Source organism: uncultured Haliea sp., assembly GCF_963973825.1.
In the GTDB taxonomy this organism is placed as follows: domain Bacteria; phylum Pseudomonadota; class Gammaproteobacteria; order Pseudomonadales; family Halieaceae; genus Haliea.
In genome coordinates this window covers 1-14283 of sequence record NZ_CAXBAE010000010.1, presented here as the reverse complement: position 1 = coordinate 14283, position 14283 = coordinate 1, and the positions used below count along the sequence as shown (strand labels likewise).

11 protein-coding genes and 1 tRNA gene are annotated in these 14283 nt (G+C 62.9%); 4 read left to right on the top strand and 8 right to left on the bottom strand.

Annotated elements, in window-relative coordinates; translation table 11 throughout:
• Nucleotides 1–9: 9 nt before the first annotated feature.
• From pheS to thrS, 5 genes are all read right to left on the bottom strand, one after another.
• Nucleotides 10–1023 carry a phenylalanine--tRNA ligase subunit alpha gene (gene pheS / locus AACZ17_RS12140; RefSeq protein ID WP_290739779.1) on the bottom strand — a complete coding sequence of 338 codons (1014 nt, stop codon included), beginning with the start codon at nt 1021–1023 and terminating at the stop codon, nt 10–12.
• 135 nt (nt 1024–1158) lie between these two features.
• Nucleotides 1159–1515, bottom strand: a complete 357-nt coding sequence (rplT, locus tag AACZ17_RS12135) for a 50S ribosomal protein L20 (RefSeq protein ID WP_027949006.1) — start codon at nt 1513–1515, stop codon at nt 1159–1161.
• A gap of 30 nt (nt 1516–1545) precedes the next feature.
• Nucleotides 1546–1740, bottom strand: a complete 195-nt coding sequence (gene rpmI, locus AACZ17_RS12130) for a 50S ribosomal protein L35 (protein ID WP_123035199.1) — start codon at nt 1738–1740, stop codon at nt 1546–1548.
• A gap of 58 nt (nt 1741–1798) precedes the next feature.
• Complete coding sequence (gene infC, locus AACZ17_RS12125) at nt 1799–2335, bottom strand: translation initiation factor IF-3 (protein WP_290740155.1); 537 nt, start codon at nt 2333–2335, stop codon at nt 1799–1801.
• Nucleotides 2331–4262 (bottom strand): threonine--tRNA ligase, encoded by a 1932-nt coding sequence (gene thrS / locus AACZ17_RS12120; RefSeq protein WP_290739771.1) that lies wholly within the window; start codon nt 4260–4262, stop codon nt 2331–2333. The genes infC and thrS overlap by 5 nt, the downstream gene beginning before the upstream one ends.
• Nucleotides 4263–4634: 372 nt before the next feature.
• Here thrS and AACZ17_RS12115 point away from each other — a divergent pair, with 372 nt between their 5' ends.
• Nucleotides 4635–6308: an EAL domain-containing protein gene (locus AACZ17_RS12115; protein WP_290739768.1), complete on the top strand. Its 1674-nt coding sequence runs from the start codon at nt 4635–4637 to the stop codon at nt 6306–6308.
• Here the strand turns inward: AACZ17_RS12115 and AACZ17_RS12110 are convergent.
• Both AACZ17_RS12110 and AACZ17_RS12105 read right to left on the bottom strand, forming a co-directional pair.
• Nucleotides 6262–6879 carry a class GN sortase gene (locus AACZ17_RS12110; RefSeq protein WP_290739765.1) on the bottom strand — a complete coding sequence of 206 codons (618 nt, stop codon included), beginning with the start codon at nt 6877–6879 and terminating at the stop codon, nt 6262–6264. The two genes, AACZ17_RS12115 and AACZ17_RS12110, sit on opposite strands and share 47 nt — an antisense overlap.
• On the bottom strand, nt 6863–9004 hold the full coding sequence (locus tag AACZ17_RS12105) for a marine proteobacterial sortase target protein (protein ID WP_290739762.1): 2142 nt from the start codon (nt 9002–9004) through the stop codon (nt 6863–6865). The genes AACZ17_RS12110 and AACZ17_RS12105 overlap by 17 nt, the downstream gene beginning before the upstream one ends.
• Before the next feature lie 167 nt (nt 9005–9171).
• Here AACZ17_RS12105 and pdsR point away from each other — a divergent pair, with 167 nt between their 5' ends.
• Nucleotides 9172–9864 (top strand): proteobacterial dedicated sortase system response regulator, encoded by a 693-nt coding sequence (gene pdsR / locus AACZ17_RS12100; RefSeq protein ID WP_290739759.1) that lies wholly within the window; start codon nt 9172–9174, stop codon nt 9862–9864.
• A 3-nt stretch (nt 9865–9867) separates the two neighbouring features.
• Nucleotides 9868–11940 (top strand): ATP-binding protein, encoded by a 2073-nt coding sequence (locus AACZ17_RS12095; RefSeq protein WP_290739756.1) that lies wholly within the window; start codon nt 9868–9870, stop codon nt 11938–11940.
• Here AACZ17_RS12095 and uvrB read toward each other — a convergent pair.
• A complete protein-coding gene (gene uvrB, locus AACZ17_RS12090) occupies nt 11933–13951 on the bottom strand; it encodes an excinuclease ABC subunit UvrB (RefSeq protein WP_290739753.1) in 2019 nt (672 codons plus the stop codon). The two genes, AACZ17_RS12095 and uvrB, sit on opposite strands and share 8 nt — an antisense overlap.
• A 158-nt stretch (nt 13952–14109) precedes the next feature.
• On the opposite strand from uvrB, the gene AACZ17_RS12085 reads away from it, so the two are divergent.
• Nucleotides 14110–14185, top strand: a tRNA-Asn gene (locus AACZ17_RS12085).
• The last annotated feature ends 98 nt before the right edge of the window (nt 14186–14283 follow it).

The window sequence follows — 14283 nt, the reverse complement described above, 5'->3', positions numbered from 1 at the left end:
CGTGGTCTGCTAGAACTGCTCAAGGAAGCGCAGGTCGTTTTCAAAAAACAGGCGCAAATCATTGACGCCGTAGCGCAGCATCGCGAGGCGCTCCACGCCCATGCCGAAGGCGAACCCGGTGTAGCGCTCCGGGTCAATGCCAGAGCCCTCCAGCACCCTCGGATGCACCATGCCGCAGCCCATCACCTCAAGCCAGCCGGTCTGGCTGCACACCCGACATCCCGCGCCGGCACAGTTCACACACTGGATATCCACCTCGGCCGAGGGCTCGGTGAAGGGGAAATAGGACGGCCGGAATCGCACGGACAGGTCCTTCTCGAAGAACACGCGCAGGAAATCCTCTATCAGACCCTTGAGGTCCGCAAAACTGGAGCGCTCATCGACCAACAACCCCTCAACCTGGTGAAACATGGGCGTGTGGGTGAGGTCGGAGTCACAGCGGTACACGCGCCCGGGGCATATCACCCGCAGCGGTGGCTGGTTGTTCTCCATCACCCGCACCTGAACGGGTGAGGTGTGCGTGCGCAGCACTGTCGTCGAATCGACATAGAAAGTGTCGTGCATCGCCCGGGCCGGGTGGTGGGCCGGAATATTCAGCGCCTCGAAGTTATGGTAGTCATCCTCGATCTCCGGGCCTTCGACCACTTCAAACCCGACGGCGGCGAAAAAGTCTTCCATACGTTCGATGGTGCGGGTTACAGGGTGTATGCCACCCGTGCTCTGACCGCGGCCCGGCAGCGTTACATCGAGCGTTTCCCGCCCGAGCTGCTCGGCGAGCGCTGCGGCTTCGAGTGCGACCTTGCGCTCGTTGATCAGCGCCTGCAGCTCCTGTTTGACCACATTGATCCTGGCGCCCGCAGCCGGCCGCTCCTCTGCGGACAGCTGACCGAGGCCTTTGAGCAGCTCGGTGACGCGCCCTTTCTTGCCGAGAAAGTCGACGCGCAACTGCTCCAGCGCCGCACTGTCAGCGGCACTGGCAATGGCATTCTTGGCCTCTTCAGCCAGAGGTGTCAGGTTGTCCATGTGTTCGTTTAATCCACTGTAAATGTATTCAATCTGCGCATGGCGCCCACAAACAAAAAAGGGAAAGAGCTCTGCCCTTTCCCTCTTCTGGTCTTTCTCGTATCACCAGCGAGCCGCACAGGCGGCAGGGTGGGCTCAGGCCAGAGCGGCCTTCGCTTGCTCCACAATCGCTGCAAAAGCCGGCTTGTCATGCACCGCCAGGTCCGACAGGACACGACGATCCAGGCCGATATCGGCTTTCTTCAGGCCGTTGATCAGGCGGCTGTAGCTCAGGCCGTTGGCACGGGACTGGGCATTGATACGCGTGATCCACAGCGCGCGGAACTGACGCTTGCGCTGACGGCGGTCACGGTATGCATACTGGCCGGCCTTGGTAACAGCCTGCTTGGCAACACGAAACACGCGGCTGCGGGCACCGTAGTAACCCTTGGCCTGTTTCAGGATTTTCTTGTGACGGCGATGTGCCGTTACACCACGTTTTACGCGAGGCATAGTCTACTCCTAATGTCAGATGGGTAAGCGTCAGCAGGCCCGCATCATGCGGTCTACGTGCACCTTGTCGCTGGCGTGAACCATGGAGGTTCCGCGCAGCTGGCGCTTGCGCTTGGTGGTCATCTTGGTCAGGATGTGGCTCTTGTAAGCGCTTTTGCGCTTGTAGCCGCCAGCCGTTTTCTTGAAACGCTTGGCCGCCCCGCTGTGAATTTTTGCTTTTGGCATCGTCAGATACTCCGCATTGGCATCAATAAAAAGTGAAGAAAAAAGGCATTCACAGGCCCTAGTTCTTCTTCTTGGGTGCGATCACCATGGTCAACTGTCGGCCTTCCATTTTCGGGAATTGCTCGACGGCGCCCAATTCGGCCAGATCAGCTTCTACCCGCTTGAGTAGCTCCATGCCGATTTCCTGGTGAGCCATTTCACGACCGCGAAAACGCAACGTGACCTTGGCCTTATCGCCTTGCTCCAGAAAACGCACCAGGTTGCGTAGTTTTACCTGGTAGTCTCCTTCCTCCGTCCCTGGACGAAACTTCATTTCCTTGACTTGTGTTCGTTTCTGCTTCTTTTTCTGCAGGTTCTTCTGCTTCTTCGCTTCGAAGATATGCTTGCCGTAATCCATCACCTTGCAGACAGGCGGATCGGAATCGGCGATCAGCACGAGGTCTTCACCGGCGCCTTCCGCGACGGCCAGCGCCTCTTTAAGGGGCACAATACCCACTTGCTCACCGTCGGGGCCAATCAGGCGGACGGGGCTGACAGTAATCTGGTCATTTATCAGGGCTTTTTTGGAGGCGCCCTTTCCCATGTCTTTCTTAATGCTGATTCTCCAATACAATACGGCCGCGACGCGCTACATCGTTGGCGATCAGCGCTTGCAGCGCTTCCAGGCTCATTGAACCCAGGTCTTCACCACGACGAGCCCTCACGGCCACAGTCTGTGTTTCCACCTCTTTATCCCCTACCACCAACAGGTAGGGCACCTTACGGAGAGTGTGCTCGCGGATTTTAAAGCCGATCTTCTCATTTCTCAAGTCCGATTGGACCCGAAAGCCCTTGTTTTTCAAGGAATCTTCCACAAATCGGGCATATTCGGACTGTTTATCCGTGATATTCAGCACAACCGCCTGGGTAGGCGCCAGCCAGGTGGGGAATACGCCCTCGTAGTGCTCGATGAGAATCCCGATGAAACGCTCGAACGAACCCAGGATGGCGCGGTGCAACATCACGGGCACCTGCCGCGAGCCGTCCTCGGCGACATATTGTGCGCCGAGACGCCCCGGCATGGAAAAATCAACCTGGATCGTACCCAGCTGCCACACGCGACCAATGCAGTCCTTCAGCGAAAACTCGATCTTCGGCCCGTAAAATGCCCCTTCGCCGGGCAGCTCCTGCCAGGGCAACGCATGGGCGTCGAGGGCGTCCGCCAGGGCTTTTTCGGCCCGGTCCCAGTCGGCATCGGAGCCCACGCGCTGCGCCGGCCTGGTCGACAGCCGGTAGATGACCTCGCTGAAACCGAAATCAGCATAGACGGCGTGCAGGAAATCGATGAACGCTGCCACTTCGGGCTGGATCTGCTCCTCGGTGCAGAAGATGTGCGCATCGTCCTGGGTGAAACCGCGCACGCGCATGATGCCGTGCAGTGAGCCGGAGGGTTCATTGCGGTGACAGCTGCCAAATTCGGCCAGCCTGAGCGGCAGGTCGCGGTAGGACTTCAAACCCTGATTGAACACCTGCACGTGGCAGGGGCAGTTCATCGGCTTGACTGCGAACTGGCGATCTTCCGCCTGCAGCATAAACATGTCATCGCCGAATTTGTCGGCATGCCCGGAACGCTCCCACAGCGACATATCCACAAGCTGTGGCGTGCGGATTTCCTGGTAGCCCTGAGCGCGCTGCGCCTGCCGCATGTACTGTTCGATCGCCTGGTACAGCGTCCAACCATCCGGGTGCCAGAACACCATCCCCGGGGCCTCCTCCTGCGTGTGGAAGAGGTCCAGTTTCTTGCCGATCTTGCGGTGATCGCGCTTTTCTGCCTCTTCGATGCGGGTGAGGTATTCCTTGAGCTGTTTCTTGTTGGCCCAGGCAGTGCCGTAGATACGCTGCAACATTTCGTTGTTGGAGTCGCCGCGCCAGTAGGCGCCCGCGACCTTGGTCAGCTTGAAGGCCTTGAGCTTGCCGGTGCTGGGCACGTGCGGCCCGCGGCACAGGTCCATCCAGGGGCCCTGCTGGTAGATGGACAGCTCCTCGCCTGCCGGCAGGCTTTCGATAATCTGCACCTTGTAGTGCTCGCCCATGTTGCGGAACAGTTCGATGGCGCGCTCGCGCCCCATCACCAGTCGCTCCACAGGCAGGTCGTCGGCGACGATCTGCTCCATGCGCTGCTCGATCTTCTCGAGATCTTCCGGGGTGAAGTGGTGGCCGCTGGCAAAATCGTAGTAAAAGCCATCTTCGATCACGGGGCCGATAGTCACCTGGGTGCCAGGGAACAGTTCCTGTACCGCCATGGCCAGCAGGTGCGCTGTGGAATGCCGTATCACCTCAAGGCCCGCCTCGTCGCGCTCCGTGATAATCGCCAGGCTGGCATCGCGGTCAATGATATGGCTGGTATCCACCGGCTGCCCGTCCACAACACCTGCCAGTGCGGCCTTGGCCAGGCCCGGACCAATCGCGCTGGCGACATCGTGAACCGATACGGGTGCCTCGAACTGACGTTGGCTGCCGTCGGGGAGGGTAATAGAAAGCATGCGTTTTCCTTGGTGTCAGTGGTGACCCCTACTAAAGGCCACGTGAGCGGGCTACAATCGGAGGCTGAGGATCAGTGTTCGTGCAGCCCCATTTCGCCGAAAATCGGGCCGCGCAGCATAACACAAGCCGCGCGACAGGTCACAAACTACAGCCTGCCCGGCGCTCGCGGGCACTGCGAGCACAGGCTGCTCATGATTGTAAAGCGCGGCGTGTGCAGTAAATCGGCGCCACGTGTTCTATAGTGGCTCCGGCACGCGCACCCACTTCGAGAGCGGCACCATGCAGGGAACCAGAGCGCTCAGGACACTACCCGGCAGGCCTCGTCGGGCCTTCCGGCAGCCAGTTGCACCCCTGCCAGGCCGGCCGCTGTCGTGAATTCCTCGCAGATCCCCCAGCAGTACCTGCAGATTGACTTCCTCAGCGCCCTCTTTGAGGCCATGCCGGATCTCTATTTTCTCGTGAGTCTGGACGGGGTCATCAAGGATTTTCGCGGCCGCCAGCTGGATCAGCTGTATGTGCCGCCAGAGGCTTTTCTCGATCGACACGTCGAAGAGGTACTGCCGGCACCCGTCGCTGCACAGTTCGTACAGGCCCTCAGCGAGGCCGCGCAGACCGATAACGTGGTCACCTTCGAATACCAGCTCTCCGTCCGCGGTGCGGATGCCTGGTTCGAGGCGCGCATCAGCGCGCTGCGTGACCACCAGCAGGCCGTGTGTGTCGTGCGTAACTTCAGCGAGCTGCACGAAGCGCGGAAACAGCTGGAGTCCATGGCTCACTACGACGCCCTGACCGGCCTCGCCAACCGTGCGCTGCTCGACAAGCTGCTCGAGCAGAGTGTGCGTTCTGCCAGGCGCAACCAGCAGCGCATGGGCGTGATGTTCATCGACCTCGACCGGTTCAAGGATGTCAATGATACTCTCGGGCACGCAGCGGGTGACCTGCTGCTGCAGTTGGCATCCCGGCGCCTGCAGGGCACACTGCGCGAGAGCGATACTCTGGCGCGGGTTGGCGGCGATGAGTTCGTGGTCGTGCTCGACGATCTGGAGAGTATTGACAGCGCATCGGGCGTTGCCCGAAAACTGATGAACGACATGTGCACCCCCTTCGACCTGCAGGGTACGGAAGTGGTGATCAGCTGCAGTATCGGTATCAGCATCTTCCCGGATGACGCCGACAACGCCTCCCGCCTGCTCAGTTACGCCGACACGGCGATGTACCGGGCCAAACAACAGGGCCGCAATGACTGGCGCTTCTACACGGCGGACATGACCCGCGCGGCGATGGAGCACCTTGAGCTGATTGAGGCCCTGCGCGCTGCGCTGGAAGACAACAGCCTGACCCAGCTCTACCAACCCCAGTTCGATTGCGAGACCGGGCGCAGCGTCGGCGTAGAGGCTCTGGCCCGCTGGCCTCGCCCGGGGCGCGACAGCCTGGGGCCCCAGCGTTTTATCACGCTGGCGGAACAGGCGGGGCTGGCCCGCCGCCTCGATCGCTGGTCGCTGGAGTCGGCGTGTCGGCAATTGCACCGCTGGCTGGAGGAGAGGCATGATCCGGGGGCAGTGAGCGTGAATCTGAGCATTCACTCACTCACCGACGAAACCCTGCCAGAGGCCGTGGCCAGCCTACTGCACGACTATGCCATTCCCGCCCATCATCTGCAGATCGAAATCAAGGAGCTGGCCCTGCTGGGCGAGCGACCGGTGGCCAGGGATTGCCTGAAGGCGCTGATTGCCCTGGGCGTCGACATCGCTGTGGATGACTTCGGGTCGGGCTACGCCGCCCTTGAGTACTTGCGCGCCCTGCCCGTCACAACGCTGAAAATTGACGCCGCTTTCATGCGCGACGTACCGGGCGACCCGGAGCAGGCGATCATTGCCAACACCGTGATCGCCATGGGCCGGGCACTGGGCATGAAGGTCGTCGCCAAGGGCATCGAGAATGCAGAGCAGGCCGATTTTATTCGCCACCAGCACGGTATTCAGGGCCAGGGCTACTATTTCAGCCATCCCCTGAGTCCCGAACAGGTCGGCGAGCTGCTGGACTAGGCTGCGCCTCAACGACATAGCGTAGCGGCCCGTTGGTCTGCCAGCTGTCAAAGGGATAGCAGGTCACCAGCAGCAGGCCGTCGGCGCCTGATGCAGGCGGCTGCAGCGTCTCCACACGGCTGTCCACCACACGGATGGCAACCACCCGAAAGTGTCGAACCCGTCCTGCGATGTCCTCCAGTCGCAGGGTCATGCCGGGCTGCAGCGCCTGCAGGAAGCGGAAGTGCGTGTCGCGATGTCCGGCGATAACAGTCCAGCGCTCCGCTGACCCGTCGAAAGCTTCATGCAACCCCGGACCGAAGGCCAGCGCCTGACCGGAAGTGCCGGCGAGCACATGGTAGTCAGCGCCCAATGCAGGTGCCTGCAGGCGTGCCGCCGGCCAGGTGTCTGCCCAGGGCCAGGGCTTGTGCGGCACGCCCTCCTCCCGGGTATGCTCCCAGGCGCGTGCCAGCAGGTGCTGGGCAAGCATGGCCTTGGCGTGTATCCACCCGGCGCCGGCGAGTTGCCAGGCTGCCAGCAGCAGCACCAGCATCAGCAGCACTCGGCGCCACTGCTTATTGGGCAGCGTCATCGGGCACATGGTCCAGCTCCGGTCCGCGCATCACCCAGACCAGCAGGGCAAAGAACAACAGCAGGCAGGCGATAAACAGTTTCGCCGCGGCAGTGGTTGCGGTTTGCGGATAGGCAAAGCCCTGCGGATCCTGTCCACGTGGACGCGTATTGCGCACGGCGTCGGGTTTCAGCGGCACATCGGCGGGGCGTTGCACCCGCTCCTCTACGGCGATAAAACTGGTGTAGGGGCTCAGCAACTGATGTTGCAGCGCGACCGCGAGGACATTGGCCCTGATCACCTCCTCACGGGTGCCGGTGAAGCGTTCATCCAGCAGCGCCTGTATACGTGCACGCGCCCACAGGCTGCCGACCCCGGGGGCTGCCGACCGTGTCTGCCCGTCCAGCATCAGCTCCTGCTGCCAGGGCTGGCCGGCCAGGTTACCCGTCACCCGGATCACACCCCCCTGCGGTGGCGTATTGAAGCGCACACTGCGCACCAGCGGTGCCCCCGCGTACAGGTCCGGCACCGGGCCAGCCGCGTCCACAACCGCCTGCGGCCAGTGCACCTGCACATCGGTCAACAGGGGGGCCGCCAGATACCCCACCAGCGCGTCCATCTGCGCGCTGATCTCACTCAACTCCCCCACATGGAGGTGACGGCCGCGACCCAGCTCCGCGGCCTTGCGCAGGAACCAGCTGTTCGGCGCCGAGCCGATACCCACGGTGAACAGGCGGGAAGCGCCCAGTTGCGCTGCGATCATGTCGATAATCGCCTGTTCATTTCCCACCGCACCATCGGTGAGAAACACAATCTGGCGCAGCCGTTCACCGCTGCTGTCGCGCCCCTGGCCAAGGGCATGCCGCAAGGGCGGCAGCATCTCGGTACCGCCCCCGGCTTCCAACCTGCCGACAAACCGGCGCGCTCGCTGCAGCGCGTCTGCAGACGCCGCGCGTGCCTCCTGAAACAGAGACCGGTACCCATGGTCAAAGGCGATGATATTGAAGTGATCGCTGGGGCGGAGTCCATCCAGCGCAGCGGCGAGGCTCTGGCGCGCCTGCTGCAGCGGCACGCCGCCCATTGAACCGGAGGTATCCACCACGAACACGAGTTCACGCGGGGGCGTGTCCGCTGCCCGCTGTAGCCCGGGCGGCACCACCAGCAACATTCCGTAGTGATCCCCGTCTACGGCTTCCGTGAACAAGGCAGCCCGGGGTTCGCTGCCGGTGACGGGCGTCCAGCGCAGCACGAAATCCCGGTCCATCTCACTGGGGCCGCGCGCCAGCTGCAGTGCATAGCGGTTCCCGTCGCGCGACAGGCGCATGGCGTGGCTGGGCGTGTCCACGCGAGCGAGGGGCAAACCGGCATTGAGCTCGACCGCAATCGAAACCGGGTTCAGCGGCAGGGCATCGGAGCCTTCCGCGGGGTGCTGCCAGGCCGTGATCAGTGGCGCATCAGGCACCTGGTCCGTGGCCGGGTGCCACCCCAGATAGTCCGGCGCCGCTGGCTCCCCATCTTCCCGCGGCAGTGACACCCCGGGAATGTAGCGCGGAGTCAGTGTCATGGGGAGCCGCAGGCTGAATACGTCGTCGGCGAACGCTACCGGTTGCACGAACTCCAGAACCACCGTCACCGTCTCGCCGGGTGCTACATTCGCTATCCGATTCTGGAACAGGTTGGGCCGCTGCTGCGAGACCAGGCTGGCCTTGCGCCCGCTGCTGGCCGCCTGTCGATACATCGCCTGCGCCTCCTGCCGCTCACGCACCCGGCCGACAATGCGGCGGTCACCCACGCGCATGTCCATGGCGCGCACTGCCGCATCACCCGGCAGCGGAAAAACATAGACGCCCTCCACCCAATCGGCACTGGCATTCTCGAAAGTCTGCTCCAGCCGCACCACCGCGACCATGCCCGCCACCTGCACGTCGAAGCGGCTGTGCTGGAGCAATGCCGGCACGGGCGGCAATCCCGGGTGCTGGAGCAGCAGCTGGCCGGAGCCGGGGGCTTCGTCGATGCCGGCTCGTGCCGTGCCCGCGCTCACTGCCAACAGGCAAACCAAAGCCGCCAGCCATCGCGGCAGGATCCGGAAACAGACCCACAGCAGGACCTCCTCTGTGCCGCCACGATTCAACAGATGCATCGCCATCGTAACCTCTCCCTCAGTAATAGACAGCGCTATTGAAGCGCCGGGAGCTGTCGATCTGATGGCATCACTGTGGCAGGCTGATGCTGAATTGTGACCAATTGTGGCAGCGCTTGAGCGGGCGGCCCGATTCTGGAACCATGGCAGCCTCTCCCGGCGGGTAGCACTGCATGCGACACCACATTGCCATTGTCGAAGACGAGGCCGCACTGGCCGCGAATTACCGCGATGCCCTGCAGCGCCAGGGCTTCCGGGTATCGCTGTTCGGCGACCGGCGCAGTGCCAGCGACGCGTTCCGTCGCCAGCTGCCCGATCTCGCCATCATTGATGTGGGACTGGGGGATGACATCGAAGGCGGTTTTGAACTGTGCCGCGAGTTGCGCAGCCTGTGTCCGGTGGTGCCCATCGTCTTCCTGACAGCGCGCGACAGTGAACTGGATGTCATCTCCGGCCTGCGCCTGGGCGCCGACGACTACCTGACCAAGAACATCAGCCAGGCGCACCTGCTGGCGCGCATCGTTGCCCTGTTTCGAAGAGTGCAGGCACTGCGGACACCGGAGCTACAGGAGCACGTCGTCGAGCAAGGCGCGCTGAGCCTCAATCTGGAGCGCATGACCGCACACTGGAGCGGCACACCGGTACCCCTGACCGTCACGGAATTCTGGATGGTGCACACGCTGGCGCGGCACCCCGGGCATGTGAAGAACCGCCAGCAGTTGATGGACAGTGCCAATGTCGTACTGGACGACAACACCATCACATCGCACATCAAGCGCATTCGCCGCAAGTTCGCCGCACTCGATCCCGACTTCGACTGCATCGAAACCGCCTACGGCATGGGCTATCGCTGGCAGGACAGCTAGGGCGTGAACCTGCGTCGACAACTCGTGCTGGTCAGCCTCCTGCTGCTGACCCTGCCCTGGGCCGGCTGCCAGTTCCTGCGGGAAATGGAGATCGCCCTGCGCCAGGGGCAGGCACAGGCGGTCGCCGCAGCCGCTACCGCCGTTGCCGCCAGCCTCGCCGAGCGGCCCGATGCCCTGTATCCCAACCGCGAACGTCTGCGCACGGCGGATGATCCCGACGGTTCGCTGTATGCGCCCATGCTGGACAGCCCCCCGCTTCTGGACGGCTATGAAGATGGCTGGGACACGTCCATTCAGGGGCGCTACAGCAGTTTGGAGACCCGCGTGCCCCGCCTGAACTACCGCGCGGGCGTGCACGGCGGCACGCTCTACCTGATGCTGCAGGTGACAGACGAGTCCGTCACCTATCACGACCCCGGGCTGAGCCCGGAGCCCAACGGTGACCGGCTGATACTGCGCACCTGGCTGGACAACAGGCGCCAGGACTATGTCATCGCCACCCCCGCCCCCGGCAGCGTGCGCGCCCAGTACGCCAGCCCGCGCCATCCCGGGGTGGATGCCGGGCAGATTCGCGGTTTCTGGCAGGACACCCGCGAGGGCTATGCGCTGGAGCTCGCACTGCCACTGTCGATAACCGGACAACGCCTCGGTGTGTATGCCATTGATGTCGACGGGCATCGCAGCAGCGGCTGGCGTACCGCCGGCAATACCGACCCCATGGACCTCACGGCACCGCCCTGGCTAATCTACCCGCCGCAGGCACTGCAAGCCGATCTGGCGCGGTTCGCACAGCCGGGCCAGCGGCTCCGCGTCACGGACCGGCACGGACGATTACTCGCGGAGGCGCTGGCACCCGCCGCGGACCGCACCGATGATGACGGAGACACCTTCTGGCTGCTGCAGGCCATATACCGACGCATACTGGCGGAAGAGGTCACTGACAACAGGGCAGCGCCACAAGGGAATGGTTATTTGCAAGGGGAAGAAATCAACGCCGCACTGGCGGGAACAACCGTTCAGCACTGGTACCGCTCGGACAGCGCAGGGCGGCACCTGTTGGCGGGCGCCGCCCCGGTGCGCGATGCGGGACAGGTGATCGGTGCTGTTGTGGTGGAGCAGAACAGTGAGCAGTATCTGTCGCTCACCGACCGGGCGTTCAGCCGCCTGCTCGGCTACAGCGCCCTGACACTCGCCTCGGCGGCGCTGGGCCTGCTGCTGTTCGCCAGCGTGCTGTCGTGGCGCATACGACGCCTGAGCCTAGCGGCAAGCCGCGTTCTCGGCCGTGAAGGTGTGCAACTTTCGCGCTTCCCGCGCAGCCGCGCGCGCGACGAAATCGGCGACCTGTCGCGCAGCTATGCGCGCCTGCTGGAAGAACTGCATGAGTACAATGAATACCTGCGTACCCTGAGTCGCAAACTGTCCCACGAGCTGCGCACCCCCATCGCCGTCATCCAGTCATCACTGGACAACCTGGCCGCCAACGAACTGGCCGGCGAGCGCGACGTCTACGTGCAGCGCGCACGCCAGGGCCTGTCGCGCCTGAGCGGAATACTCGACGCCATGACCGAGGCGACGCGGCTGGAAGAAAGCCTGCGCCAGCGCGATGTCACGCGACTGGACCTGGTGCCACTGCTGGAGTCACTGTGTGCCGCCTATCGCAACGTATACCGCGAGCACACTGTCGCGCTTTCCGTACCCTGCGGGAGCGCCTGGGTAACCGGGGCTGCCGACCTGCTGGTTCAGGCGCTGGACAAACTGGTCGACAACGCCGCATCGTTTGCGCCCCGTGGCAGCGAAATCGCAGTGCGCCTGCTACCGCAGGGGCCGGACTGGGCAATCAGCGTCTGCAACAGCGGCCCTGCCCTGCCCTCCGACATGCAGGGTCGCCTCTTCGAGGCTATGGTCTCATTGCGCGAATCACGCAGTGCCGACTCGGTGCACCTCGGGCTGGGGCTGTATGTGGTTCGCCTGATCGCCGAATATCACCATGGCAGCGCGCACGCCGCGACCGGGGACAATGGCAGCGGTGCCGTGTTTACCCTGCTGCTGCCCCGGGACGACGAACGGGTCAGCTGAGAAATGCGAGCTGGCGGGCCTCTGCCAGCTGGTCGCGCAGCGCTGCGGCCTGCTCGAATTCCAGGTTGCGCGCATGTTCCTGCATTTGCGCTTCCATCTGCTGCAATTTCCGCGCGAGGGCCGCCGGGCTGAGGCGGGCAATATCCGCGCTGAACGCCAACGACTGCTCGGCCACCTTGTTGCCTTTGGCGCGGCCCCGGGTGGGCATGCGTCGCGCCCCTTCCATGATGTCCTTGACGGACTTGTTTACACCCACGGGGGTAATACCGTGCTCGGTGTTGTACGCCAGCTGCTTCTCCCGGCGTCGGGCGGTTTCCGCCATCGCCCGCTCCATCGACCCGGTTACCTTGTCGGCATAAAGAATAGCCCGACCCTTGAGGTTGCGCGCCGCGCGCCCGATGGTCTGGATAAGAGACCGGTCAGAACGCAGGAAACCTTCCTTGTCGGCATCGAGGATCGCCACCAGCGAAACTTCGGGCATATCCAGGCCTTCGCGCAGCAGGTTGATGCCCACCAGGACGTCAAACTCACCCAGACGCAGGTCGCGAATAATCTCCACCCGCTCTACGGTATCGATATCCGAGTGCAGGTAACGCACCCTGACACCGTGTTCCGTGAGGTACTCGGTGAGGTCCTCCGCCATGCGCTTGGTCAGTGTGGTCACCAGGACGCGGTCACCCGTTGCGACGGTGCTGTGGATCTCCTGCAGCAAGTCGTCCACCTGGGTCGTCGCGGGGCGCACCTCCAGTTCCGGGTCGATGAGGCCTGTAGGGCGCACCACCTGTTCCACCGTGCGCCCGGCGTGCTCCTGCTCGTAGGGGCCGGGCGTCGCAGAGACAAACAGGGCCTGCGGCACCAGCCGCTCCCACTCCTCGAAGCGCAGTGGTCGGTTGTCCAGCGCAGAGGGAAGGCGAAAGCCGTACTCGACCAGCGTCTCCTTGCGGGAGCGGTCACCGCGGTACATGCCGCCGATCTGCGGAATGGTGGCATGGGACTCGTCGATAATCACCAGCGCATTCTGCGGCAGATATTCGAACAGGGTTGGTGGCGGCTCGCCCGGCCCACGACCCGACAGGTAGCGCGAATAGTTCTCCACACCGTTGCAGTAACCGAGTTCGCGGATCATCTCGACATCGTAGCGCGTACGCTGCTGCAGGCGCTGCGCCTCAACGAGCTTGTCATTCTCCTTGAGCTGCGCAACACGCTGCTCGAGCTCGGCCTCGATGTGCGCAACGGCTTCCAGCATTACATCGCGCGAGGTCACGTAGTGGCTCTTTGGAAAAATGGTCACCCGCGGCACCTTGCGCTCGACCACACCTGTCAGGGGATCAAAGAAGTAGAGATTGTCGATCTCATTATCAAACAGCTCCACGCGCACCGCTTCGCGCTCGGAGTCTGCGGGGTAGATGTCGATCACGTCGCCGCGCACGCGGTAGGTGCCACGATGGAAGTCGACATCGTTGCGGGTGTACTGCAGCTCGGCGAGATGACGCAGCACCTGGCGCTGATCAATCATCTCGCCGCGCGACAGGTGCAGCACCATCTTGAAATAGGACTTCGGGTCACCGAGACCGTAGATCGCCGACACCGTGGCCACCACGAGGCAATCCGAACGCTCCATCAGCGCCTTGGTCGCCGACAGGCGCATCTGCTCGATATGTTCGTTCACGGACGCATCCTTCTCGATGAAGGTGTCCGATGAAGGCACGTAGGCTTCGGGCTGGTAGTAATCGTAGTAGGACACGAAGTACTCGACGGCGTTGTCCGGGAAGTACTCCTTGAACTCGCCGTAGAGCTGCGCCGCCAGCGTCTTGTTGTGGGCCATGACGATGGTGGGACGCTGCAGCTGCTCCACCACATGGGCCATGGTGAAGGTTTTCCCGGAGCCGGTCACCCCGAGCAGTGTCTGGGACGCCAGGCCTGCGTTCACGCCTTCCACAAGTTCCCGGATGGCCCGGGGCTGGTCACCGGCGGGGGCGTAGCTGGAATGCACTTTGAACGGCTTGGACATGGAGAAAAGGCCCGATAATTCGCGAACCAGTTATTATGAGCCACTGGCAGGCGATTTGCAGCCGCAGACGGGGGCAGGCCAGATTGCGAAAAATACCCCGCGAGCTGTTGACCTGTATGGGGCGCGTCATTATCATACGCGGCCTCGGTTAACACCATTCCGCCTTAGCTCAGTTGGTAGAGCAATTGACTGTTAATCAATGGGTCGCTGGTTCGAGCCCAGCAGGCGGAGCCATTTTCGAGACAAAAAGGGGTTGCAGCGATGCAGCCCTTTTTTTTGGTTCATCGCGCATTTCCGGGGAAGGCGGCTTTGATCTTCAGGAAGAAGTAATC